The sequence below is a fragment of the Streptomyces sp. NBC_00513 genome (assembly GCF_041431415.1).
Classification (GTDB): domain Bacteria; phylum Actinomycetota; class Actinomycetes; order Streptomycetales; family Streptomycetaceae; genus Streptomyces.
This window is the reverse complement of record NZ_CP107845.1, coordinates 5,341,228-5,364,076: the sequence shown is the minus strand read 5'-3', so window position 1 is coordinate 5,364,076 and position 22,849 is coordinate 5,341,228. Positions and strand designations below refer to the sequence as shown.

Annotated in this window: 22 protein-coding genes and 1 riboswitch; of the genes, 11 read left to right on the top strand and 11 right to left on the bottom strand. The window is 71.4% G+C overall.

Going from position 1 to position 22,849, the window contains the following annotated elements:
- Positions 1 to 348: 348 nt before the first annotated feature.
- The 3 genes from OHA84_RS24890 to OHA84_RS24880 all read left to right on the top strand — a co-directional run bounded on the left by OHA84_RS24890 (position 349) and on the right by OHA84_RS24880 (position 3,002).
- Complete coding sequence (locus OHA84_RS24890; protein ID WP_053677595.1) at positions 349 to 1,731, top strand: L-serine ammonia-lyase; 1,383 nt, start codon at positions 349 to 351, stop codon at positions 1,729 to 1,731.
- A 229-nt stretch (positions 1,732 to 1,960) separates the two neighbouring features.
- Entirely contained in the window at positions 1,961 to 2,368 is a 408-nt protein-coding gene (locus OHA84_RS24885) for an SsgA family sporulation/cell division regulator (protein WP_053677593.1), read from the top strand.
- A gap of 130 nt (positions 2,369 to 2,498) precedes the next feature.
- A complete protein-coding gene (locus OHA84_RS24880) occupies positions 2,499 to 3,002 on the top strand; it encodes a hypothetical protein (protein WP_053677590.1) in 504 nt (167 codons plus the stop codon).
- Between the two features lie 76 nt (positions 3,003 to 3,078).
- Here OHA84_RS24880 and OHA84_RS24875 read toward each other — a convergent pair whose 3' ends face one another.
- Entirely contained in the window at positions 3,079 to 3,792 is a 714-nt protein-coding gene (locus OHA84_RS24875) for a flavodoxin family protein (RefSeq protein WP_266950026.1), read from the bottom strand.
- A 138-nt stretch (positions 3,793 to 3,930) separates the two neighbouring features.
- Positions 3,931 to 4,128: riboswitch (cobalamin riboswitch) on the top strand.
- Positions 4,129 to 4,156: 28 nt separating this feature from the next.
- Between OHA84_RS24875 and OHA84_RS24870 the strand changes: the two genes are divergently transcribed.
- The 5 genes from OHA84_RS24870 to OHA84_RS24850 all read left to right on the top strand — a co-directional run bounded on the left by OHA84_RS24870 (position 4,157) and on the right by OHA84_RS24850 (position 7,446).
- Complete coding sequence (locus tag OHA84_RS24870; RefSeq protein ID WP_053677584.1) at positions 4,157 to 4,861, top strand: energy-coupling factor ABC transporter permease; 705 nt, start codon at positions 4,157 to 4,159, stop codon at positions 4,859 to 4,861.
- Positions 4,858 to 5,199 (top strand): energy-coupling factor ABC transporter substrate-binding protein, encoded by a 342-nt coding sequence (locus OHA84_RS24865; RefSeq protein ID WP_053677582.1) that lies wholly within the window; start codon positions 4,858 to 4,860, stop codon positions 5,197 to 5,199. The genes OHA84_RS24870 and OHA84_RS24865 overlap by 4 nt, the downstream gene beginning before the upstream one ends.
- 3 nt (positions 5,200 to 5,202) lie before the next feature.
- The gene (cbiQ, locus tag OHA84_RS24860; protein ID WP_053677580.1) at positions 5,203 to 5,952 is read left to right on the top strand and encodes a cobalt ECF transporter T component CbiQ; all 750 of its coding nucleotides are present in this window, start codon (positions 5,203 to 5,205) and stop codon (positions 5,950 to 5,952) included.
- On the top strand, positions 5,949 to 6,770 hold the full coding sequence (locus OHA84_RS24855; RefSeq protein WP_266969701.1) for an energy-coupling factor ABC transporter ATP-binding protein: 822 nt from the start codon (positions 5,949 to 5,951) through the stop codon (positions 6,768 to 6,770). Before cbiQ ends, OHA84_RS24855 begins: the two co-directional genes overlap by 4 nt.
- A 91-nt stretch (positions 6,771 to 6,861) precedes the next feature.
- The gene (locus OHA84_RS24850; RefSeq protein WP_053677575.1) at positions 6,862 to 7,446 is read left to right on the top strand and encodes a PadR family transcriptional regulator; all 585 of its coding nucleotides are present in this window, start codon (positions 6,862 to 6,864) and stop codon (positions 7,444 to 7,446) included.
- 45 nt (positions 7,447 to 7,491) lie between these two features.
- On the opposite strand, the gene OHA84_RS24845 is transcribed toward OHA84_RS24850, so the two are convergent.
- Positions 7,492 to 7,704 (bottom strand): EF-hand domain-containing protein, encoded by a 213-nt coding sequence (locus tag OHA84_RS24845; RefSeq protein ID WP_053677573.1) that lies wholly within the window; start codon positions 7,702 to 7,704, stop codon positions 7,492 to 7,494.
- 253 nt (positions 7,705 to 7,957) lie between these two features.
- On the opposite strand from OHA84_RS24845, the gene OHA84_RS24840 reads away from it, so the two are divergent.
- Positions 7,958 to 8,743: a tRNA-dependent cyclodipeptide synthase gene (locus tag OHA84_RS24840; protein WP_078998789.1), complete on the top strand. Its 786-nt coding sequence runs from the start codon at positions 7,958 to 7,960 to the stop codon at positions 8,741 to 8,743.
- The gene (locus OHA84_RS24835) at positions 8,724 to 9,968 is read left to right on the top strand and encodes a cytochrome P450 (RefSeq protein WP_266969704.1); all 1,245 of its coding nucleotides are present in this window, start codon (positions 8,724 to 8,726) and stop codon (positions 9,966 to 9,968) included. The genes OHA84_RS24840 and OHA84_RS24835 overlap by 20 nt, the downstream gene beginning before the upstream one ends.
- 99 nt (positions 9,969 to 10,067) lie before the next feature.
- Here the strand turns inward: OHA84_RS24835 and OHA84_RS24830 are convergent, their stop codons facing one another.
- The 8 genes from OHA84_RS24830 to OHA84_RS24795 form a co-directional block, all read right to left on the bottom strand.
- On the bottom strand, positions 10,068 to 11,255 hold the full coding sequence (locus OHA84_RS24830) for a YncE family protein (RefSeq protein ID WP_266969706.1): 1,188 nt from the start codon (positions 11,253 to 11,255) through the stop codon (positions 10,068 to 10,070).
- On the bottom strand, positions 11,252 to 12,049 hold the full coding sequence (locus OHA84_RS24825; RefSeq protein WP_053677568.1) for a polysaccharide deacetylase family protein: 798 nt from the start codon (positions 12,047 to 12,049) through the stop codon (positions 11,252 to 11,254). Before OHA84_RS24825 ends, OHA84_RS24830 begins: the two co-directional genes overlap by 4 nt.
- Before the next feature lie 398 nt (positions 12,050 to 12,447).
- Positions 12,448 to 13,056 carry an ATP-binding protein gene (locus OHA84_RS24820; RefSeq protein ID WP_266969708.1) on the bottom strand — a complete coding sequence of 203 codons (609 nt, stop codon included), beginning with the start codon at positions 13,054 to 13,056 and terminating at the stop codon, positions 12,448 to 12,450.
- 172 nt (positions 13,057 to 13,228) lie between these two features.
- A complete protein-coding gene (locus OHA84_RS24815) occupies positions 13,229 to 13,996 on the bottom strand; it encodes an enoyl-CoA hydratase/isomerase family protein (RefSeq protein ID WP_053677564.1) in 768 nt (255 codons plus the stop codon).
- Positions 13,997 to 14,082: 86 nt separating this feature from the next.
- Complete coding sequence (locus OHA84_RS24810; protein ID WP_371591451.1) at positions 14,083 to 15,324, bottom strand: Ig-like domain-containing protein; 1,242 nt, start codon at positions 15,322 to 15,324, stop codon at positions 14,083 to 14,085.
- Positions 15,325 to 15,436: 112 nt separating this feature from the next.
- The gene (locus OHA84_RS24805; protein ID WP_078998785.1) at positions 15,437 to 16,189 is read right to left on the bottom strand and encodes a L,D-transpeptidase; all 753 of its coding nucleotides are present in this window, start codon (positions 16,187 to 16,189) and stop codon (positions 15,437 to 15,439) included.
- A 134-nt stretch (positions 16,190 to 16,323) separates the two neighbouring features.
- Positions 16,324 to 18,441 (bottom strand): choice-of-anchor A family protein, encoded by a 2,118-nt coding sequence (locus OHA84_RS24800; protein WP_159041354.1) that lies wholly within the window; start codon positions 18,439 to 18,441, stop codon positions 16,324 to 16,326.
- A 133-nt stretch (positions 18,442 to 18,574) separates the two neighbouring features.
- Positions 18,575 to 19,762 (bottom strand): Ig-like domain-containing protein, encoded by a 1,188-nt coding sequence (locus tag OHA84_RS24795; RefSeq protein ID WP_053677558.1) that lies wholly within the window; start codon positions 19,760 to 19,762, stop codon positions 18,575 to 18,577.
- A 372-nt stretch (positions 19,763 to 20,134) separates the two neighbouring features.
- Here OHA84_RS24795 and glgX point away from each other — a divergent pair, with 372 nt between their 5' ends.
- Complete coding sequence (glgX, locus tag OHA84_RS24790; protein ID WP_234349999.1) at positions 20,135 to 22,297, top strand: glycogen debranching protein GlgX; 2,163 nt, start codon at positions 20,135 to 20,137, stop codon at positions 22,295 to 22,297.
- Positions 22,298 to 22,328: 31 nt separating this feature from the next.
- On the opposite strand, the gene OHA84_RS24785 is transcribed toward glgX, so the two are convergent.
- Positions 22,329 to 22,823: a MarR family winged helix-turn-helix transcriptional regulator gene (locus OHA84_RS24785; protein WP_053677555.1), complete on the bottom strand. Its 495-nt coding sequence runs from the start codon at positions 22,821 to 22,823 to the stop codon at positions 22,329 to 22,331.
- Between the last annotated feature and the right edge of the window lie 26 nt (positions 22,824 to 22,849).

Sequence of the window (22,849 nt, the reverse complement as noted above, 5' to 3'; positions counted from 1 at the left end):
AAGGGGCCGGGGAGGGTCGGGAGTGGTGCCGCCCCCTCGCCCGGGACGGTCACGAGCGCACCGCACCGCCGGCAGGCATGTCCTTGCTCACGTCCGTCCGGCCCGCCGCCCGGGCGGCGGAGTCCGCCACGCGGGTCCGCCCGGCCGGGACCCGGCCCCTGACCGGCCCGAGGGCGGGAACCTCGTACCGGAGCGCGAACCGAGCCGCACCTGACCGTCACCCGCGCACCCCGTCCGCCCGCCGGCTTGTTCACGTCCTCGCGTTAAGCTCGGCTGCCGGACAAAATCCGACCAATCCGCCTCTCCTGCCCCCTCCCACCCCACGAGCAGACAAGGGAGTCCGTCACCGTGGCCATCTCCGTCTTCGATCTCTTCTCCATCGGCATCGGCCCCTCCTCCTCCCACACGGTCGGCCCGATGCGGGCGGCGCGCATGTTCGTGACCCGCCTGAAGAAGGACGGTGTCCTCGCCCAGACCGCGTCCGTCCGCGCGGAACTCTTCGGCTCCCTCGGCGCGACCGGCCACGGCCACGGCACGCCCAAGGCCGTCCTGCTGGGACTGGAGGGGCACTCTCCCCGCACGGTGAACGTCGAGACGGCGGACGCCGAGGTGGAGCGCATCCGCCAGAGCGGCCGGCTGCGGCTGCTCGGCGCCGAGATAGGCGAGGCCCACGAGATCGCCTTCGACGAGCCGAACCAGCTGATCCTGCACCGCCGGCGCTCGCTGCCGTACCACGCGAACGGCATGACGCTCTTCGCGTACGACGCCTCCGGCACCCCGCTGCTGGAGAAGACGTACTACTCGGTCGGCGGCGGCTTCGTGGTGGACGAGGACGCGGTCGGCGAGGACCGGATCAAGCTCGACGACACGGTGCTGAAGTACTCCTTCCGCTCCGGTGACGAGATGCTGCGGCTGGCGAACGAGAACGGCCTGTCGATCTCCTCCCTGATGCTGGAGAACGAGAAGGCCTGGCGCACCGAGGAGGAGATCCGCGCGGGCCTCCTGGAGATCTGGCGGGTCATGCAGGCCTGCGTCTCGCGCGGCATGTCCCGCGAGGGCATCCTGCCGGGCGGTCTGCGCGTCAAGCGCCGCGCCGCCGGCACCGCCCGTCAGCTGCGCGCCGAGGGCGACCCGCAGGCGCACGCCATGGAGTGGGCGACGCTGTACGCGATGGCCGTCAACGAGGAGAACGCGGCGGGCGGCCGTGTCGTCACCGCCCCCACCAACGGCGCCGCGGGCATCATCCCCGCGGTCCTGCACTACTACGTGAATTTCGTGCCGGGGGCCGACGAGGACGGCGTGGTCCGCTTCCTCCTCGCGGCGGGCGCGATCGGCATGCTCTTCAAGGAGAACGCCTCGATCTCCGGCGCCGAGGTCGGCTGCCAGGGCGAGGTCGGCTCGGCCTGCTCCATGGCGGCCGGCGCCCTCGCCGAGGTCCTGGGCGGCACCCCCGAGCAGGTGGAGAACGCCGCCGAGATCGGCATGGAGCACAACCTCGGCCTCACCTGTGACCCGGTCGGCGGGCTGGTGCAGATCCCGTGCATCGAGCGCAACGGCATGGCGGCCGTCAAGGCGGTCACCGCCGCCAAGATGGCGATGCGCGGCGACGGCACCCACAAGGTCTCCCTCGACAAGGTCATCAAGACCATGAAGGAGACCGGCGCCGACATGAAGGTGAAGTACAAGGAGACCGCTCGCGGCGGTCTCGCGGTCAACGTCATCGAGTGCTGATCTGAGCGTCCGCCCGCCGCCGCGCGCGGCGGGCCCGTCGAGCCCGTCCTCCCCGGAGGGCGGGCTTCCGCGCGTCCGGAGGGGGCGGGGGAAGCCCGGCGCCGGCGCAAGACGGGCCGAGCGGCCCGTCCGGGTCGGGACCTTGGACCCGCGGATGCGGGGAAGGCGTGGGGTTAGCTTGCCGGAGGGGCAGGAAACACCCCCGCCGACAGAGAGGCGCACCCCCGCCATGACGATCACGGAGCACCGCGTCCTCCCCCTCCGTCTGGAGGCCGCGACCACCCCCATCCCGGTGCGGGGGACGTTCGTGTACCGCACCGACCGGCCCTACGAGATCGCGCTCGACTTCGAGGGGGCCGGGGTGCACATCGCGCGCTGGGTGTTCTCCCGCGATCTGCTGCTCGACGGGCAGACCCACGCCACGGGCGAGGGCGACATACAGGTGTGGCCGCGCTGGAAGGCCACCGAGCCGCGGATCTTCCTGGCGTTCAGCAACGGCGAGCAGGGGTGTGTGATGTCCGCCCGGGCGAAGGACGTACGGGCCCTGTGCCGCCGGCTCGTGGAACTGGTGCCGCGCGGGCAGGAACGACGCCACTACGACCTGGACGCGGAACTGAGCGCGCTGCTGCCCGGCTGACGGCGCGGCTCGCGGCCACGTGCCCCGCCCCCGCGCGGCTCGTGCCCGATCCGGTGCAACCATGGGCGCCCCGGGAGTGTCTTCTGTTGTGACACCGCTGTCCCCGTCTCTGAAGAATCGGGGGGACGTCATGCGTCCGCCACGTCGCCGTCAGGTCACCGCACTCGTCACGGGCACGCTGCTCGCCGCCGGAATCGGCCTCGCCGCACCGGCCTCGGCCGCCACCCGCACCCTGTCCACCACGCTGGTCACCAATGCCCGCTTCGGCGGTCACTGCACCTTCGACCGGCTCGTCGTCGACCTCCAGGGATCCGCTCCCCCGGTCACCGTCACACCCGTTTCCCAACTGGTCTACGACGGGTCCGGCAAGCCCGTGCCGCTGGCCGGGAAGTTCTTCCTGGAGATCCGGCTGCACCCGGCCGCCGGGCACACCGACGCCGGCCAGAACGTCTACCAGGGGCCCCGCCTACAGAAGATCAACCTGTCCAAGCTCAAGGGCATGGCCTACACCGGCGACTACGAGGGGTACGTGACCTTCGGCGCCGCCTTCGACACCAAGCCCACCTACAAGACCAGCGTGCTGCACGCGCCGGAGCGGCTCGTCGTCGACTTCCCGCACCCGGCGACCTGCTGAACCGTCGCCCGGCACGGGATCGAACGGTCGAGGGGCCCGGGGCGTGCGCCGCCCCGGGCCCCTCGCGTCTGCCTGCCTAGCGGTGCTCGGGATTGGGGAAGTCGAAGCGGCAGCCGGCGTCCCACTCCGAGCGTTGGTTCCCGTGTGCGGGGACGCCGCCGGCCCGCTTGAGCAGGGCGGCCAGGTGCATCAGGTTCCAGGTCATGAACGTGGTGTTCCGGTTGGTGAAGTCGTTCTCCGGGCCGCCCGAACCCGGGTCGAGGTAGGAGGGTCCGGGCCCGGCCTCACCGATCCAGCCCGCGTCGGCCTGCGGCGGGATCGTGTAGCCGAGGTGCTGGAGGCTGTAGAGGACGTTCATGGCGCAGTGTTTGACGCCGTCCTCGTTGCCGGTGATCAGCGCGCCGCCGACCCTGCCGTAGTAGGCGTACTGGCCCCGGTCGTTCAGGATCGAGGAGCAGGCGTAGAGCCGCTCGATGACCTGCTTCATCACGGAGCTGTTGTCACCGAGCCAGATCGGCCCGCACAGCACGAGGATGTCGGCGTCCATGATCTGGCTGTAGAGGACCGGCCACTGGTCGCTCTCCCAGCCGTGCTCGGTCATGTCGGGCCAGACACCGGTGGCGATGTCGTGGTCGACGGCCCGGATCAGTGAGGTCCGGGCGCCGGCCGCCTCCATCACCGCACGGCTCCTGGAGATCAGCCCCTCGGTGTTGCTGGTCTCGGGCGAGCGCTTGAGCGTGCAGTTCACGTAGACGGCGCTGAGGTCTGAGTAGTCGTGTTCGTCGGCCACTCCCCCACCCTGCGCGGGCCGGCACGGGTTCGCCAGCGGGCCGCGCCCGTCCGGGGGCCACCCGGATCGGCCCTGGTCGGAGCGGGTGGGCGGGGGGCGCGGGAACGGGGTCGGGTTGTTACGGGTCCGCGCGGCCGACTAGGGTCAGCGGGCCTTGGTGTTCGGGAAACCGGTGGAAAACCGGTGCGGCCCTCGCCACTGTGATCGGGAAGTCCGGCTCCACTCCCCTGCGGGAAGCCACTGGGCCCGCGCGGGAGACCGCACGGCCCCGGGAAGGCGGAGTCAGGGCATCAGTACCCGTGAGCCAGGAGACCGGCCAGGGCACGTCGTCCATCCACGAGGTGCTGGAGAGGTCTCCTTACTCATGCATATAGCCGAGGGGTTTCTGCCCCCCTTGCACGCGGTCGCCTGGGGCGCCGCGTCCGCTCCCTTTGTCGTACACGGTGTGCGCGCCCTCACCCGCGAGGTGAAGGCCAACCCCGAGAGCACGCTGCTGCTCGGCGCGTCGGGTGCGTTCACTTTCGTGCTGTCCGCCCTGAAGATCCCTTCGGTGACGGGCAGTTGTTCCCACCCCACCGGCACCGGGCTCGGGGCGATCCTGTTCCGGCCGCCGATCATGGCGGTGCTCGGCACGATCACCCTGCTCTTCCAGGCGCTGCTGCTGGCGCACGGCGGCCTGACCACGCTCGGCGCGAACGTCTTCTCCATGGCCATCGCCGGGCCCTGGGCGGGCTACGGGGTCTACCGGCTGCTCAAGAGGTTCGATCTGCCGCTGATGGTGACCGTCTTCTTCGGCGCGTTCTTCGCCGACCTCGTCACCTACTGCGTGACCAGTGTCCAGTTGGCGCTGGCCTTCCCCGACCCGGGCACCGGTTTCCCCGGGGCGCTCGCCAAGTTCGGCGGCATCTTCGCCGTCACGCAGATCCCGCTGGCCGTCAGCGAGGGGCTGCTGACCGTCCTCGTGATGCGGCTGCTGATGCAGTCGAGCAAGTCGGACCTGGTCCGGCTGGGCGTCGCGAAGCTGACGGCCCGTACCGGGACCAAGCAGGAGGAGGCGGCGGTCCGATGACCAGGAACGCGAAGATCAACACGGTGCTGCTGCTCCTGGTGGCGGCGCTCGCCGTGCTCCCGCTCGCACTGGGTCTGGGCGAGGGCAAGGAGGAGCCGTTCGCGGGCGCCGACGCGCAGGCGGAGGCCGCCATCACCGAACTGAAGCCGGACTACGAGCCGTGGTTCTCGCCGCTGTACGAGCCCCCGTCCGGGGAGATCGAATCGGCCCTGTTCGCCCTTCAGGCGGCGCTGGGCGCGGGCGTGCTCGCGTACTACTTCGGCGTCCGCAAGGGTCGGCGTCAGGGCCTCGCCCAAGCGGGCGCGACCGGTGGCCCGGCCGGCCCCGCGGAGTCGTAGGCGGTGCTGCCGATCGACGTGGCGGCGCACGGCAGTCGCTGGCGCCGCCGCCACCCGCTGGAGAAGGCCCTGTTGGGGCTCGGCCTGACGGTCACGGCCGTGGCCCTGCCGCCCTGGCCCGGGGGGCCGCTCGTCGCGGCGGCCACCCTGGTGGTGCTGCTCGGGCCCGCCGGGGTGGCCGGGCGCCAACTGTGGCGGGCCTTCCGGATCCCGCTCGGTTTCTGCTTCACCGGGGCGCTTCCGCTGCTGTTCGCGGTGGGCGGCCCGGCGGGGCTGGTGTCGTGGGCCCCCGACGGGCCCCGGCACGCGGCGGAGCTGCTGTTGCGCACCTCCGCGGCCTCCCTCGGGGTGCTGCTGTTCGCCTTCACCACCCCGGTGTCGGACGTGCTGCCCCGGCTCGTGCGGGCCGGGGTGCCGGCGCCGGTGGTGGACGTGGCCCTGGTCATGTACCGGATCGGCTTCCTGCTGCTGGACTCGATGGCCCAGGTCCGCCGCGCCCAGGCGGCCCGGCTCGGACACACGGGACGGGCCGCGGTGTGGCGTTCGCTTGCCGGGCTGGCGGCGACCTCGTTCGTACGGGCCTTCGACCGCGCCGCGCGGCTCCAGGAGGGGCTGGCGGGGCGTGGCTACGACGGCGCGCTGCGGGTGCTGGTGCCGCCGGCCACGCTGTCGTGGCGGTTCCTGGCCGCGTCCGGGGCGCTGCTGGCGGCCCTGATCACCGTGACTCTCACCCTGAAGGGGCTGTACCTGTGAACCCGTTGGTGGAACTGGCCGGCGCGGGCTACGCGTACGAGGACGGGCCCGAGGTCCTCTCCGGCGTGGACTTCGGCATCGTCGAGGGCCGCGCGCTGGTCCTGCTGGGCCGCAACGGCAGCGGCAAGACCACCCTGATGCGGCTGCTCAGCGGGGGGCTGCGGCCGGGTTCGGGCTCGCTGCGGCTCGACGGCACGGTGGTGACGCACGACTGGGCCGGGCTGACCCGGCTGCGGCGGGCCGTGCAGTTGGTGGTCCAGGACCCGGACGACCAGTTGTTCGCCGCCTCGGTGGAGCAGGACGTGTCCTTCGGCCCGATGAACATGGGCCTGGAGCCCGGCGAGGTGCGGGGCCGGGTGGACTCGGCGCTCGCCGCCCTGGACATCACGGCGCTGCGGGACCGGCCGACGCACCTGCTCTCGTACGGTCAGCGCAAGCGCGCGGCCATCGCGGGCGCGGTGGCGATGGCCCCGCGCGTGTTGATCCTGGACGAACCGACGGCCGGGCTGGACCCGGACGGGCAGGAACGGCTGTTGGACGTCCTGGCGGGGCTGCGCACGGCCGGGACCACGGTGGTGATGGCCACGCACGACGTCGACCTGGCGGTCCGCTGGGCCGACGACGCGGCGGTCCTCACCCCGACGGGCGTCCGCGTCGGTCCGGCGGGGGAACTCCTCTCGGACCCCGCGTTGTTGGCCTCGGCCGGGCTGCGTCAGGCGTGGTCCCCGGCGGTCACGGCCCTCCTGCGCGCCCACGGCCTGTTGGCCCCGGACGTTGCCGGCCCGAGGACCCCGGAGGCCCTGGCCGCGCTGCGGTGACGGCGCGGGCGCCCCGACCGCGCCCGTGCGGCGAGCGACGTCGGGGACGGGATCGCGCCGCCGGGATCGACCCCGAACCTAGGATGGCCGCATGTCGCTGCCGCACGCCATCCTCACCGCCCTGCTGGAGAAGCCTTCGTCGGGGCTGGAGCTGACCCGGCGGTTCGACAGGTCGATCGGGTACTTCTGGTCGGCGACGCACCAGCAGATCTACCGGGAGCTGGGCCGGCTGGAGGAGGCCGGGTTGATCAGGGCGTTGCCCGGCGAGGTGCCGGTGCGCGGGCAGCGCAAGGAGTACGAGGTGTTGTCCGCCGGCAGTGCGGAACTGGCCCGGTGGGTCGGCGAGAGCCAGGACCCGAAGGCCATCCGGGACCCCCTGCTGCTGCGGGTGCGGGCGGCGGGCGTGGTGGGGGCTCGGGGGCTCGGGGCGGAACTGCGCCGTCACGTGGAGCTGCACCGGGGGCAGTTGGCGGAGTACGAGGCCATCGAGGCGCGGGACTTCCCGCCGGGACGGGACTCCGACGAGGACCGGTTGCGCCGGCTGGTGCTGCGCGGCGGGATCGGTCTGGAGACGTTCTGGCTGCGCTGGCTGGAGGAGGCCCTGACCGAGGTCGAGGACATGGCTCCCGCGCAGGACGGCCCGGGGGCGCCCGAGGGACCCGGGGGCACGGCCTGACCGCCTCCGGTCCCGGCAGGGGATCGGAGGCGGCCGGGACGGGGACTACTTGTTCAGGGCGACCCAGAACTCGTCGAAGCTCAGCAGGCCGTCGCCGTTGCTGTCCTTGGACGCGACCACGGCGTCCGCGACCGCGCCGGTGACGAACGCGTCGCCCATGGCCTTCATGGCCGCGCTGTACTCGTCGGCCGTGACGAAGCCGTCGCCGTCCGCGTCGAACTTACGGAACGTCGCCCGCGCGCTCTCGATGTCCGCCACTGGGTCCACCCCTTCTTGGTGCTTGTTGACGGCTCAGGGTAGCGCCCGCCCGGGCGGGGCTCGCCCCCGGGTCCCGTTCGGCCGGCAGAAAGAAAGCCAATTACCGTCCGGTAAGGCGGAGGCAATAATTCCGGCCAATAATTCCGGCCTGCACTTGTCACGCTCCGGCATCGCGGCATAACGTACCGACATTGCCGCCACACCAGGAGCGCAGGGCTCCCAGGGACAAGCGGCAACAAGGGCGATCACACAGGTGACGATCACAGCTGACGCATCATTCGAAGTTCTGCCCTTCACCCGCACCTGCCGCCATATCTGGGAAGACGGCGACCATGTGCTCATCGGAGTGAGTCCCGGAAACAGCTACTTCAGCTCCGAGCGCATCGGCAACCTCGCCCGATGGGCCACGACCCGCTTCGCCCAAGTCGACTTCGTCTACGCGGACCTCCACGTCGACCGGATGTTCGCCGCCTTCGGATACTCCCCGGAACACGCGGGGAAGCGGGCGGCGAAGGAGATCAAGGCGGTCCGACGACGCATACTCAAAGGCGTGGAGGAGTCAGGACCTCCACTCGCCGAGATTCGCGTGCGGGCACTTTCGGAGTTCCAATCGAACCCCGTCTACCAACTCTTGCACCGACGCGTGCTCCATTTCCTGGAGACCGACGACGAATTCCGTAAGGGCTGCGAGGAAATGGCCCTTCACTTTGTCGGATCGAAGTTGCCGGAAGGTGAATCGATCACCGACGCACAGTTGCGGGTCTGTTTCGACTACATGGCGGCCGAACTGCCGTTCTTCGTGGACACCCCGAGCATTCTCGACGTCCCGTCCTCGGTGGCGGCCTACCACGTCAAGATGCCCCTGACCGATGTCCTCTTCGCACGGGGCGGGGGCCTGCGCGCCACCCGCAACCAGGCGTACGCCGTCGTGCGCCCCGAGGCCGCGGCGGCCTCGGTCCACGCACCGGCCGAGACGCCGGACACCACCTCGAACCACGTACCGACCGGAGGGACCGTCGATGACCGTCGAGCAGCTTGAGGGTCGGGAGACCGGGGGCGCAGGGGACGCCCCCCTCGACTTCCCGCTCTCACGACGCGGTGACGTGCTCCCGCCGGAGTGCGCCTGGCTGCGTGAGAAGGCGCCGGTCGCCAGGGTCCGCACCCTCACCGGGGACCCTGCCTGGCTGGTGAGCGGCTACGCGCCGGCCAGGCAGGTGCTGGAGGACGAGCGCTTCAGCCTCAAGGACACGGCGAACGCCGGCGTCCCCCGCCAGTACGCGCTGACGATCCCGCCCGAGGTCGTGAACAACATGGGCAACATCAACGGCGCCGGGCTGCGCGACGCGGTGATGAAGGCGCTCAACCCGCGCCAGGAGGGGCTCCGGGACCGGCTGCGCGCCACGGCCGGGGAACTCGTCGACCGGATGGTGGCCGAGGGCGCCCCCGCCGACCTCCGGGCCGGTTTCGCGGACCCGTTCTCGGCCGCACTGCACTGCCGGGTGCTGGGAGTGCCCTTCGAGGACTGGCGCCGGCTGATGTCGGGCCTCGACGTGGCGTTCATGACGGCGCGGGAGCCCTTCGCGGACTCGGCGCTCAACTGGTACAAGGACGTCGGCTACTTCGTCGAGTGCCTGGAGGCGCAACTCGCCCTGCCCGCCGAGGAGCGTACGGGGCTCCTCGGCAGGTTCGCCGGGTTGAAGGAGGCCGACCCCGAGTCGGCGCACCTGACCGACGACATGTTCGCGACGGTCGCCGTCTCGCTCTTCGGGGCGGGCGCGGTGTCCACGTCCGCGTTCCTGGTGCTCGCGGTCCTCGCGCTGCTCCAGAAGCCGGAGCTGATCGGGTACCTGCGCGCGCATCCGGAGCGGATGGGCAAGGCGGTGGACGAACTCCTGCGCTGGAACCTCTCCGTGGGCGACGGCCTGCCGCGGATCGCCCTGGAGGACGTGCGGGTCGGTGACGTGCTGGTCAAGAAGGGCGAGCTGGTCCTGGTCCTGTTGGAGGGGGCCAACTTCGACCCGCTGGCCTTCGAGAACCCGGACGTGTTGGACCTCGAACGCGAGAGCCCCCGGCCCCACCTTGCGTTCGGCGCCGGCCGGCACTTCTGCCCGGCCTCCGCCCTGGGTCGGGCCCACGCCGAGATCGCGTTGGAGGTGCTGGTCGAGCGGTTGCCCGAACTGCGCCTCGCGGTCCCGGCCGAGAACCTCGTCTGGCGCACGGGCTTCATCAAGCGCCTGCCGGAGCGGCTTCCCGTCGCCTGGTAGGCCCCGGTGGGGCCCTGCCCGACCGGTGGACGGCGGCGTCCCGGGAGCTGTGCGAGCTCCCGGGACGCCGTCGTCGCGACCGGGTCCGAAAGGGACGGCCTAGCGGAAGATCCCGGTGTGGCCGAGCGAGTAGCGGCCGGGCTGGGGGTAGACGGCGAGGCCGTGCGGTCCGCCGCCGACCGGGATCCGGGCCAGTTCCTTGCCGCTGGTGGTGTCGAGGGCGTAGACCTCGGAGTTGTAGCGGCCCGACAGCCACAGCACCTTGCCGTCGGCGGAGACCCCGCCCATGTCGGGGCTGCCGCCGTCCGGCAGTTCCCACTTCTTCGTCAGCTTGTTCTGCGGGAAGTCGAAGACGGAGATGGTGCCCTCGCCGCGGTTGGAGATGTACATCTCCTTGGAGTCCCGGCTGACGTACAGGCCGTGGCACCCCTTTCCGGTGGGCAGCAGCTTGGGGACGTCGAACCTGTCCCCGCTGAGCACCCACATGCCGTGCGCCATCATGTCCGCGACGTAGAAGGTCTTGCCGTCCGGGGAGATCTTCACGTCCTGCGGCATCGCGCCCTCGAACGGCAGCTTCTGCTGGCCGACGACCTCCATCTTCTCGGTGTCCACCTTGAGGAGTTCGCCGGAGAACTCGCAGCTCACGATGAAGTAGCGGCCGTCGGCCGAGAAGTCCGCGTGGTTGACGCCGAAGCAGGTCACGGGCACCGTCTTCACCCGGTTCATGGTGTGCGGGTCGCGGAAGACCAGTTCGCGGTCCATCGACGCCATCACGATCGCGTACTTCCCGTTGGGCGTGAAGTAGAGGTTGTACGGGTCGTGCACCTCGACGGGGTCGCCGGCCTCGCCGGTGGCCGGGTTGATGGGGGTGAGCGTGTGGCCGCGATTGTTGTTGACCCACAGGGTCTTCATGTCCCAGGAGGGCACCACGTGTTGGGGCTGGGCGCCGACGGGGATGGTGTCGATGACCTTGTACGTCGCCGGGTCGATGACGGACACCGTGTTGGAGTTGGTGTTCGGTACGTAGACCCGGGACGGGAAGTCCTTGACCACCGGGGAGAGCCGGTTCGGGCGGTCCGCCGCGTACACGTCCTTCGGGTCGAGCAGCGGTGGCATGCCGGGCAGTCCGGGCGGCGCCGCCGGCACGGCCTTGACCGGCCGGGCGGGTCCCTTGGAGCCGAGCGCCTCGGTCGCGCCCCCTCCGCCGGAACCGCAGCCGGCCAGGGCAGCGAGAACCAGTCCGGCGAGCAGCGCGGTGGCCTTCCGGGGAAGGCGGTTCGTGGTCATGGGGTCAGCAGCTCCGTGGTGGTCACCGCGCGCAGCTTGCGGCGCGCGAGTTCTTCGAGGAGGGGCGGCATCGCGTCGACCGTGTCCGCGTAGCCGAAGTGCAGGCTCACCACCGATCCGCCGTGGATCGTCCCGGTGACGTTGCGGATGACGGCCGCGGCGCCGGGCGAGGTGAAGTCGAGGGAGTCCACGTCGTACGACAGGACGTGCGGGTAGCCCGCCCGCCCGGCGAGGGTTCGGACGAGCGGGCTCGCGTACTGGGTCTGCGAGGGGCGGAACCAGGTGCCGATCGAGCCGGTGAGGCGTTTGAGGCGCTGCGCGCAGCCGGTGATCTCGGCGAGGGCGTCGGCCTCGGACATGTCGTTGATCGCGAGGTGGCGTTGGGTGTGGTTGCCGAGTTCGTGGCCGCCGTCGAGGATCCGGCGGGCCATGTCCGGGTGGTCGTCGAGCCAGGTGCCGATCGCCAGTACGGTGACGCGCGCCCCGCCCTTCTCGGCCTCGGCGAGCACGGCCCGGGCGACGGCCGGGTCCCCGTTGCCGTGGAAGGTGAGGGCGACCCGGGGCCGGTCGCGGGGGCCGTGGGCGATCTCGACGGGCAGGCCGGCGAACCGGCGGGGTGCCGGTGCGGCCGCGGCGGCGGGGGCCTTGGCGGGCACGGTGGCGGAGGGGGCGGCGGCCTTGTCGGGGGCGGTCGCGCGGGTCGGGGGCGCGGTCCCGCAGGCGGTGGCGAGGGCGCCGACGGCGCCCGCCACACCGGCGCGAAGGGCGGATCGGCGGTCCGGATAGCAGAGCACTTGCCCATTTAAGGGGTGGATGACCGAGATGGTAATGATTGACCCAATTCGGGACGCCGGCCATCAGGACGCCATCCGAGGTTCCGTCCGCTACGTGATCAACGATTCACTCAGAGCGGTCGATACTTATTCATTGATTACGAGGTGAGTGGCCCACCTCACCTAAGATTTAGGTGGAAACTCTTAGGATATGCACACTTATGTCCGTGTTGGGACTTTTGGCATTCGGTCGCTCGTCTGCCATAGTCGGAACCACGACTTCCCTTTGACCCGAGCGAAGTCCCGCCGAGGATCACACCCCCTTCGATCCTCGGCGCACCCATGAAACCCCCGCAGCGCCCGATCACGGCGACAGGGGGTTTCTGGCGTTCCGGGCCGAAGTGCGGGGAGGGCGGGTCCTAGCGGTCGGCCACCCGCATCTCGAACCAGGTGATCTTGCCGCGCGGCAGCAGATCGGCGCCCCAGCGGTCGGACAGTTTGTCGACGAGGAAGAGCCCGCGCCCCGTGGTGTCCATCTCGTGGACCGGCATCAGACAGGGCAACCCGCGCGAGGGGTCACGCACCTCGATCCGGATCCACCCGCGGCGACGCAGCATCCGTAAGCCGAAGGAGCGGGCCCCGGTGTGGCGCACGGCGTTGCCGACGAGTTCGGACACCAGCAGGACCGCGTGTTCGGCGATCTGCGGAGAGAGGCCCCAGTGGCGGATCACCACCGACTGGGTGAGCCGGCGAGCGGTTCTCGCGGACTCCGGCATGGACGGCAGCGTCACCTCCGCCTCCGCCGGATTCTCGTACGACTCCGGTGCCTTGAGGCCGTGTTCATCCTCAAGAGACGCCGTGAGCCGTACGGCGGAAGCGCTGCTGCGCTGCCGCGGCTGTTCCACACCCTCCAGGCCCGCCATGAACCCATCATGGACGGCACGACCGCCACCGCGGGTCGTTCCGCGGGAAAACACCCCCCGGAATGGTTGATTCCGAAGGGGTGTCCCGGCATATGCAACAGGCAAAACAGAGGCCGCGACGCCGAGGTGACCTGCGATGACACAACGCGCGGAGCCGATCACCCTCGGTGGGCCATGAGGTCCCCTTAAGCCTGGCTTAAGGCCTGGCTAATGCACCCACAGGGAGGACTCCCCGGGGACTCCCCTGTGGACTTCCCCCGCGGCCGGGCCGTCCCGGCTAGAGGAACTTGGCCTTGCCGGGGCCCTCCTCCACGAAGCTGCGCATGCCGCGCTCGCGGTCCTCGGTGGCGAACAGGCCCGCGAACCAGTTGCGTTCGATGGTCAGACCGGTGTCGATGTCCGCCTCCAGGCCGGCGTCGACACACTCCTTGGCGGCCCGCAGGGCGAGCGCGGGGCCCTGCGCCAGCTTCGCGGCCCAGGCGTGCGCCTGCTCGTACACCTCGGCGGCCGGCACGATCCGGTCGACCAGACCGAGGGCGAGCGCCTCCTCGGCCTTGACCATCCGGCCGGTGAAGATGAGGTCCTTGGCCTTGGACGGGCCGATCAGGCGGGACAGCCGCTGGGTGCCGCCCGCGCCCGGGATCAGACCCAGCAGGATCTCGGGCTGCCCGAGCTTCGCGTTGTCGGCGGCGATCCGGTAGTCGGCGCAGAGCGCGAGTTCGCAACCGCCGCCCAGGGCGTAGCCGGTGACGGCCGCGACGACGGGCTTGGGGATCCGGGCCACGGCCGTGAACGCGTCCTGGAGACCTCGGGACCGGGCGACCATCGCCGCGTGGTCCATGGTCTGCATCTCCTTGATGTCCGCGCCGGCGGCGAACACCTTCTCGCCGCCGTAGATGACGACCGCGCGGACGTCGGCCCGGTCGCCGGCTTCCACCGCGAGCTCGCGCAGCCGGTCCTGGGTGGCGATGTCCAGGGCGTTCATGGGCGGCCGGTCCAGACGGAGGGTGCCGACGCCTTCGGAGACTTCGAGAGAGAGGGTCATACGGGGAAGGTTAGTACCGGTTAACAGCGAGTGGCCCGGTGCCGTGTGTCACAGCGCCGGGCCACTCGATCACCTACGGGGTGGGGTTACTTGACCCACTCCGCCCAGTCCATGTTCCAGCCGTTGAGGCCGTTCTCCGGCGCGATCTCCTTGTCCTTGGAGTTCTTCACGACGACCACGTCACCGATGAGCGACTGGTCGAAGAACCAGGCGGCGGGCTGGTCGGGGTCGCCGGCGCCGCGCGCGTCGCGCAGGCCCACACAACCGTGGCTGACGTTCTCCGACCCGAAGGTGGAGGAGGAGGCCCAGTAGTTGCCGTGGACGAAGGTGCCGGAGTTCGACAGGCGCATCGCGTGCGGCACGTCGGAGATGTCGTACTCGCCGCCGAAGCCGACGGTGGCGCCGTTCATCCGGGTCACCTTGTACTTCTCGCTGATGACCATCTGTCCGTTGTAGGTGGTCGTCGACGGGGCGCCCGCGGTGATCGGGAGGTTCTTCAGGACCTGGCCGTCACGGACGACCTCCATGGTGTGCGCGCTCGCGTCGACCGTGGACACCTGGGAGCGACCGATGGTGAAGGAGAACGTGCGGGTCTGCTTGCCGTAGACGTTCTCCCGGCCCTCGACGCCGTCGAGGGCGAGCTTCACGGTGACCTTGGTGCCCGCGGCCCAGTACTTCTCGGGGCGGAAGTCGAGGCGGTCGTTGCCGAACCAGTGGCCCTCGACCGGGACGGAGGGCTCGGCGGTGACCGTGATGGCCTTCTCGACGGCCTCCGGGTTGGTGATGCCGCGGGTGAAGTTGATGGAGACGGGCATGCCCACGCCGACCGTGGAACCGTCCTCGGGGGTGTAGTGGCCCACGAAGGTGTTCTCCGGGGTCAGGGTGGTGAAGGTGGTGTCCTTGACCGACTCCCGGCCGGCCGTGTCCTTGGCCACCGCGTGCACCTTGTACTCGGTGGCGGAGGCCAGATGGCGTTCGGGCTCCCAGTTCGCGCCGTCCGCGGTGAGCTTGCCGGCCACCGCGTTGCCCTTGGTGTCGGCGACCGTCACCGTCGTGAGCTTGCCACCCGTGCTGGATATCTTCAGGATGCCGCTGGTGGCGACCTCCTTGGCCCCGTCGTCGGGCTTGACGTTGACGACAGCCTTCGACGCCTCGGTGCCGGCCTTGCCGGCGCCGCCCCCGCCGTTGTCGTCTCCGCCGTTGCCCCCGCCGTTGCCGCCACCGCTGCACGCGGTGGTGAGCAGCAGGGCCGCTCCCAGCAGTAGGGCCGGCAGGCCGGTGCGGACTCGACCGCGAATCGGCTGCAGGTTCACTCGTGTTCTCCCCATGTCCCCCGCGCACGGACAGTCGCGCGCTTGTCGACAGGAAATCACACGGGAAGAACACGAAAAGATACGGTCTTGTCACCGTTCGGTCCCAAGCACGGGGACCGTCTCGGAGTCAGTCGTCCGTACCGGGTTTGGTCCCCCAGACGTAGACCGCGTCGCCCTCGGCCAGCAGGTTCCACAGGCGTTCGGCGTCGGGCACCGAGAGGTTGACGCAGCCCGCCGATCCGCCGTGCGCGTAGAGGTCGCCGGGGCGGCCGTGCAGGGCCTGGCCCCCGTCGAAGAACTGGGCGTACGGCATGGGCGCGTTGTCGTACAGCGTGGACTCGTGGTCCTCGCTGCGCCAGTACACCTCGTGCCAACCGGGCCGGGTCTCCTGGTCGTCGCGACCGGTGCGGATGGGCACGGGCGCGAAGACGATCCGCTCCCCGCTCTGTACCCACAGGAGTTGGCGTTCCAGGTCCACACAGGTCACCCGGTGCTCACGGACCGGGCAGGAGCCGTCGGCGTTGGGGTTCGCGCGGGCGTTCACGGCGACCATCGTGCGGTGCGTGACGAGGCCGGCGTAGCCGTCGGCGGGGGTGACGCGGTGGGTCCGCTGGAAGGAGCGGACGGCGACGCAGTCGGCGGTGGACTGCACCCCGTCGACCGGGCGTCCCAGTCCGGCCTCCAACTCGCGCTGGTAGGGGCCGGTACCGGCGGTGCAGGCGGGTTCGGGCTCCGGGGCGCGCCGCGCGGGGGCCGCGGCGGCGGTCGGGGCGGCGAGGGCGCCCAGGGTCAGGGCCGCGGCCAGGGCGAGCGCCCCGCGTATCGCGGATGTCCCGCGGGCCGGGCGGCCCGTGGCGGCGATGGTGTCCCCTGTGGGCATGTGGACCTCCTCGCGCCCGCCGGTCGGGCACTCGCCGCCCAGCCAACCCGGTCCTGCCCGGTACGGCCGCCCGGGTGCGCCGGCGGGGTGAGGAGGTCACTCCGCCGGCGTACCCGGTCGGGGTCGCGCGGGGTTCAGGCGCGCGGGCCCTTCGGGTCCTTGCCGTGGTCGTCCCGCTTGTTGTGCAGGGTGACCACGAGGCGGTGGTTCGGGGTCGTCCCGTCGAGGCGCAGCGGCCCGGTGACCCGGTTCCCCGGCAGGACGTAGCCCTCGGGGACGTCCGTCTCGACCAGGTAGTAGGAGCCCTCGGAGAGCCGGTCGAAGTCGCAGATCCCGACGCGGTCGGTGGCGCAGCCCGGCTTGACCCTGCGGTCGGCGTTGATGCCGCGGGTCTGGAGACCCGCGGTGTTGTTGGTCTCCTTCCAGACCTCGAACACGGCGCCGCGCAGCGGCCGCCCGGTCTTGGCGTCCTTCTTCACCACGCGCAGGGTGCCCGGGTCCTCCTCGGGTTCCCTGGTGTTGGGGACGTTGACGACGATTCCCTCCGTCACGTCGCCCTCGTCCGGGGTGAAGGCCACCACCGGGTCCTCGGGCGGGTTGTAGCCGTCGGGTGCCGCGATCTCGCGCCAGTAGTACGTCGGGCCGACGGGCAGGTACACGGTGCAGCTGCCGTCGGCGTCGGTCACGCACTCGCCGGGGAGCCTGGTGTCCGGGTCGGTTCCGCCGGTCTGCAGGCCCGTGCGGCCGTTGCTCTCGCGCCACAGGTCGAAGCGGCCGCCGGGCAGCGCGGCGCCGGTGGCGAGGTCGGACTTCCAGAGCACGACCTTGGCGGTGGGCACGGGCAGCCGCTCGTTGTCGACGGTGACGCGGGCGCCGGCGTTCGCGTTGTCCGCGGTCAGCTCCAGCGGGAAGACCGGGTTCGGGGCGGGGCGGTGGCCGGCGGGGGCGACGGTCTCGCGCCAGTAGTAGCGGCCGAGGTCCGTGGTGTGGGAGCAGATCCCGTTCTCGGGGGTGGTGCACTCGGTGACCCTGGTGTCGGCCTCCGCGCCGGTGGTCTGGAGGCCGGGCGTGTCGTTGGTCTCGCGCCACAGCTCGAAGCGCGCGCCGGCGAGCGGGCGGCCCGTCTCGTCCCGCTTGAGCACGGACACCGCGCCGGTCGTCACCGGCGGGGCGCAGTCGGGGAGGTCGCCGTCGAAGGGGTAGGCGTGGAACTCCTGGCCGCCGCCACCGCCCTGGATGCCGGTGTGGGTGAGGTTGCCGGTGGTGAAGAAGCGGCCGTTCATGCCGGGCAGGGTGACGGTGGCCCGGGAACGCTGCTCGCCGATCAGCACGCTGCCCTGGAACTGGCCGCTGCCGTTCAGGTTGACCGTCGTGGCGTCCGGGAAGTTCCACAGCAGCCGGGTGCGCAGGGCGTTGAAGGTGTCGGCGCCGTCGACGATGGTGCCGCTGTAGGTGTTGATCGTCCGGGTCGTGCCGAGGACGTTGACCAGGACGGTGGCCTTCGCCGGGATCCGGGCGAAGCGGATGCCGACGGCCCCGCCGTTGCGGCCGACCAGGTCGGTGTCGAGGGTGAAGACCTGGAGCGGGGAGCTGTCGTCGCCGGTGAAGACGAAGGTGCCGTCCTGGTTGACCACCGTGCCGGTCGCCGGGCGGGGGGCCGCGCCGATCCGGGCGTAGCACTTGCCGGCGGCGGTGAGGTCGTCGCGCAGGCCCGCGTAGGGGGCGACGGCGTTCGGGTCGGCGCGCAGGGTGCCGGTGACCGTGCCGGCGCCGGGGGCGGTGCCCGCGTGACGGACCACGCCGCCGTCGGAGATGAGTCGTTCGCCGGCGGCGATGTTCACGTTCCGGCCGGTGGTGAGGAAGTCCGAGCCGAGCGGCGGCTGGACCAGGGAGCCCGCGCCGACGATCCCGATGTTGTAGGCGGAGCTCGCCCCCGCCACCTTGTCCTGGTCGAAGGTGCCGAGGACCACGACCCGGCCCTCGGCCTCCGCCGCGCGCTCGCGGACGAGGAAGTCGCCGCCGACGAAGATGTTCACGGCGTTGTCGGTGCCGACGGGCCGGGTTCCGGTGCCGATCTGGGGGAACGGGTTCGGGCAGGTGCCCGGGACGCAGGGACCGAGCCCGCCCGGCAGGGGGGCTCGCAGGGCCCGTACCGGCTGCTCGCCGCCGGAGCCCGCGGCGAGGGCCGCGGGGGCGCCGGCGGTGAGCACGGCCCCGATCGCGAGGCCGAGGGTCCAGTTCCTTGCTGACATGACGCTCCGTCCGTTGCCTGCGCTGTTGGCGACAGGCTGACGGCAGGTTCCGGCGTGCCGGATCGACGACACGATCGCGCTACGGCCATCCGGTCCGACAATCACTCGATTGATGCGACCGGGGGGCGGCCGCTCAGCGGGCGGCCGAGCCGGCGACCCAGTCGGCCCAGGTCATGTTCCAGCCGCCCAGCCCGTTGCTGGGGGAGACCGTCTTGTCCTGCGAGTTCTCGACGACCACCACGTCCCCGACCAGGGTCCGGTCGAAGAACCAGCCCGCCGGGGTGTCCGAACCGCCGCCCTTGTCGTCGCGCAGGCCCACGCAGCCGTGACTGACGTTGGTGCTGCCGAAGGTGTCGGGGCTGGCCCAGTAGTTGCCGTGCAGGAAGGTGCCGGAGTTGGTGAGCCGCATGGCGTGGGGCACGTCGGGGATGTCGTACTCGCCGCCGAAGCCTACGGTCTGACCGTTCATCCGGGTCACGTCGAACATCTCCATCACCACCATCTTGCCGTTGTAGGTGGTGTTCTTCGGGGCGCCCGCGGTGATCGGGACGGTGGACACCAGCTCCCCGCCCCGGCGGACCTCCATGGTGTGCGCGGCGGCGTCCACGGTGGAGATCTGGGAGCGACCGACCGTGAAGGTGACGGTCTTGTCCTGGATCCCGTACGAACCGGGCGCGCCCTCGACGTCGCGGAGGTTCATCTTCACGGTGACCTCGGTGCCCGGCTTCCAGTACTCCTTGGGCCGGAAGTCGAGGCGGCCGTCCCCGAACCAGTGGCCGACGACCTGCACGGCCGGCCTGGAGGTGACGGTGATGGCCCGTTCCACCTCGGCGCGCTGCTTGATGGCGCGGTTGAAGTTGAAGGAGACGATCATGCCGGTGCCCACGGTGGAGCGGTTCTCGGGCTTGAAGTAGCCGATGAACCGCTCCTCGGGAACGTAGGTGGTGAAGGTGGTGTGCCGGGCCTGGCGGCGGTTGTGCCCGTCGAGGGCGACCGCGTCCACGGTGTACTTGGCGGCGAGCGAGAGCCGCCCGGCCGCCGGGTCCGGGTTCCAGCTGAGCCCGTCGGCGGCGATGGTGCCGGGGACCTGTTCCTGTTGGGCGTCCTCCACCTTGGTGACGACGACCCGTTCCAGCCGTCCTTCGGGGACGTTCACGACCAGCGGCCCGTCGGCCGGGACCCCCTTGGCGTTGTCCCCGGGGGTGATCCGGATGGCCTCGTCCGGCGACCGGGGTTTGCCGGGCAGCTGGATCTCGACCGGGGATCCGCCGTCCTTGGTGCAGCCGGTGAGCCCGCCCAGCAGGCCCGCCCATGCCGCCATGGCGGCCAAGCCCGCCCCTGCCCGCCTCGTCAGATGAGTCACGGACTGTCCAACGACCGGCCCCCTCCGGGGGAAACGTGGGCGCGGCCCACGTTCCGGGCGGGGCAGTACGGGCAGAACAGTGGGAAGGACCAGACGGGGGCGGACTCGGCCGGGACGCCGGGACCGCGCACTCCCCACCCCCGCAGGTACCGAGAGCCGTGGAGGCGGGCAGTGTCGAGCGCAGCCGAGCAAGAGGCGGTGGAAGCCGTCGAGGGTGACGTACGGCGCGGCGGGACCGCGCCCGTACCGCACCTCGACGGGCAGTCGAACGGTCAGGCGAACGGCCGGACGAACGGCCAGGTCACAGCGCGGCCCGGCCCCGCGTCACGGGTGTCCGCGCGTCCGGGGCCGGCGGTGTGGCCCGGGTCCTCGCACCCCTTGGGGGCGCGGTTCCGGACCGGGCCGGACGGGGTCGCGGGCACCAACTTCGCGCTGTGGGCGCAGGGCGCGGAGGCGGTGGAACTGTGCCTGTTCGACGGGTCCGGCACCGAGACCCGGTGCGCCCTGACGGAGCTCACGCACGAGATCTGGCACGGCTTCGTGCCGGGCGTGCGCCCCGGACAGCGGTACGGATTCCGGGTCCACGGGCGCTGGGACCCCTGGACGGGCGCCCGGTACAACCCGGCGAAGCTGCTCCTGGACCCGTACGCGCGGGCCGTGGACGGCGACTTCGGGCTGCCGCCCGAGGTGTACGGCCACGTCCGGGACTGGCCGCAGCAGTACATCGCGGACACCGTGCGCGACGACCGGGACTCGGCGCCGTCCGTGCCGAAGGGGGTCGTCGTCCACGACGACGACGACTGGGCGGACGACGTCCGGCCCAAGACCCCCTGGGCCGATTCGGTGATCTACGAGTTGCACGTGCGGGGCTTCACGATGCGCCATCCGGGCATTCCCGAGGAACTGCGCGGCACCTACGCCGGCCTGGCCCACCCGGCCGCGATCGAGCACCTGACCCGGCTCGGCGTGACGGCGGTGGAGCTGCTGCCGGTGCACCAGTTCGCGCACGAGGACCATCTGCTGCGCCGGAACCTGCGCAACTACTGGGGCTACAACTCGATCGGCTACTTCGCCCCGCACGCGGGCTACTCGTCGAGCGGGACGACCGGGCAGCAGGTCGGCGAGTTCAAGCGGATGGTGAAGGCGCTGCACGCGGCCGGGATCGAGGTCATCCTCGACGTGGTCTACAACCACACGGCGGAGGCGGGCGAGCTGGGCCCGACGCTGTCCCTGCGCGGGATCGACAACCGGGGCTACTACCGGCTCCAGTCCGACCAGCGCCGGTACGCCGACTACACGGGCTGCGGGAACACCCTGCACGCCGGGCGCCCGCACGTGCTGCGGCTGATCACCGACTCGCTGCGGTACTGGGTGACGGAGATGGGCGTGGACGGCTTCCGCTTCGACCTGGCGGCGGCGCTGGCCCGCTCGATGCACGACGTGGACATGCTCTCGCCGTTCCTCGCGGTGATCGCCCAGGATCCGGTGCTGAGGAGGGTCAAGCTGATCGCCGAGCCGTGGGACGTGGGGTCCGGCGGCTACCAGGTGGGGGCGTTCCCGCCGCTGTGGACGGAGTGGAACGACCGCTACCGGGACGCGGTCCGGGACTTCTGGCGGGGCGCGCTGCCCGACGTGCGGGACCTCGGGTACCGGCTGTCCGGATCCAGCGACCTGTACGCGTGGGGCGGGCGGCGGCCGTACGCCTCGGTGAACTTCGTGACCGCGCACGACGGGTTCACCCTGCGCGACCTGGTGAGCCACGAGCGCAAACACAACGAGGCCAACGGCGAGGACGGCCGGGACGGCACCAACGACAACCGGTCGTGGAACTGCGGGGCGGAGGGCGAGTCCGACGACCCCCGGATCGGCGCGTTGCGGCGCCGGCAGCTGCGGAACCTGCTGACCACTCTGCTGCTGTCGACGGGCGTGCCGATGCTGGTGGCCGGTGACGAGTTCGGCCGCACGCAGGGCGGCAACAACAACGCGTACTGCCAGGACAACGAGACGAGCTGGGTCGACTGGTCGCTGCTGGAGGACCCGGTGTGGCGGGAGCTGTTCGCCCTGGCCACGCGGGTGCTGGCGCTGCGCCGCGAGCATCCCGTGCTGCGCCGGCGGGCGTTCTTCTCGGGGCGGGCGCAGGGCGCGGACGGGCTGCGGGACCTGGCCTGGTTCACCCCCGGCGGCAAGGAGATGACGGAGCGGGACTGGTACGCGCCGGCCGCCGCGCTGGGCCTGTACCTGTCGGGGCGCGACATCCCGGGGCGCGACGAGCGGGGTCGGCAGGTGACGGACGACAGTTTCCTGGCGCTGCTGCACGCCGGGGACCGGCCGGTGGAGTGGATGCTGCCGGGTGCGCCGTGGGCGACGACGTACGAACTGGTGCTGGACACCTCGCGGGAGGAGCAGGGCGCGGCGCCGGCGACCCGACACCGGGGCGGGGAGGCGCTGTCGGTTCCGGCCAGGTCGGTGCTGCTGTTGAGGGTGGCGGGTTGAGGGTGGTGGTGTCCCGGGGGCGGGGGGCGGGTCAGCCCGTTTCGGCGTGGAGGAGCATCCGCTTGAGGAGGGCGGCGAGCGCGGCCCGTTCGGCGTCGTCGAGCGGTCCGATCAACCGCGCCTCGGCGATGCCGCGCCAGCGCATGGCGTCGGTCCAGCGGCGGTGTCCCTCGTCGGTGAGCTCGACGTCGACACGGCGACGGTCCCCGGCGGCGCGGATCCGCCGGATCAGACCGGCCTTCTCCAGGGTGTCCAGGCGGCCGGTCATCCCGGCCGGGGAGAGCAGCATCTCGGCGGCCAGCTCGGAGGAGGGGGCCCGCCAGGGGGCGCCCCGGGAGGCGAGCCGGTGGAGGGTCTCGAACTCGAACTCCTGCAGACCGGTCTCGGCCATCGCCCGTTCCTTGCCGTACTTCACGTGTTTGGCGAGGAGCTGGATGCGGGTGATGACCTCCTCGGTGGGCACGTCGAAGGGGACCTTGCCGCTCCAGCGGGCGATGTGCCGGTCGACGGAGTCCTCGGTGTCCATGGGCGGCAGTATCGCACCCGCCCAAA

Excerpts from the sequence above, each read along its gene's own strand:
- OHA84_RS24885 (WP_053677593.1), top strand. The coding sequence starts at position 1,961 with ATGACGATCACGGAGCACCGCGTCCTCCCCCTCCGTCTGGAGGCCGCG.
- OHA84_RS24880 (WP_053677590.1), top strand. The coding sequence starts at position 2,499 with ATGCGTCCGCCACGTCGCCGTCAGGTCACCGCACTCGTCACGGGCACG.
- OHA84_RS24870 (WP_053677584.1), top strand. The coding sequence starts at position 4,157 with ATGCATATAGCCGAGGGGTTTCTGCCCCCCTTGCACGCGGTCGCCTGG.
- OHA84_RS24865 (WP_053677582.1), top strand. The coding sequence starts at position 4,858 with ATGACCAGGAACGCGAAGATCAACACGGTGCTGCTGCTCCTGGTGGCG.
- OHA84_RS24850 (WP_053677575.1), top strand. The coding sequence starts at position 6,862 with ATGTCGCTGCCGCACGCCATCCTCACCGCCCTGCTGGAGAAGCCTTCG.
- OHA84_RS24835 (WP_266969704.1), top strand. The coding sequence starts at position 8,724 with ATGACCGTCGAGCAGCTTGAGGGTCGGGAGACCGGGGGCGCAGGGGAC.
- OHA84_RS24830 (WP_266969706.1), bottom strand. The coding sequence starts at position 11,255 with ATGACCACGAACCGCCTTCCCCGGAAGGCCACCGCGCTGCTCGCCGGA.
- OHA84_RS24815 (WP_053677564.1), bottom strand. The coding sequence starts at position 13,996 with ATGACCCTCTCTCTCGAAGTCTCCGAAGGCGTCGGCACCCTCCGTCTG.
- OHA84_RS24810 (WP_371591451.1), bottom strand. The coding sequence starts at position 15,324 with ATGGGGAGAACACGAGTGAACCTGCAGCCGATTCGCGGTCGAGTCCGC.
- OHA84_RS24805 (WP_078998785.1), bottom strand. The coding sequence starts at position 16,189 with ATGCCCACAGGGGACACCATCGCCGCCACGGGCCGCCCGGCCCGCGGG.
- OHA84_RS24800 (WP_159041354.1), bottom strand. The coding sequence starts at position 18,441 with ATGTCAGCAAGGAACTGGACCCTCGGCCTCGCGATCGGGGCCGTGCTC.
- OHA84_RS24795 (WP_053677558.1), bottom strand. The coding sequence starts at position 19,762 with ATGGCGGCATGGGCGGGCCTGCTGGGCGGGCTCACCGGCTGCACCAAG.
- OHA84_RS24785 (WP_053677555.1), bottom strand. The coding sequence starts at position 22,823 with ATGGACACCGAGGACTCCGTCGACCGGCACATCGCCCGCTGGAGCGGC.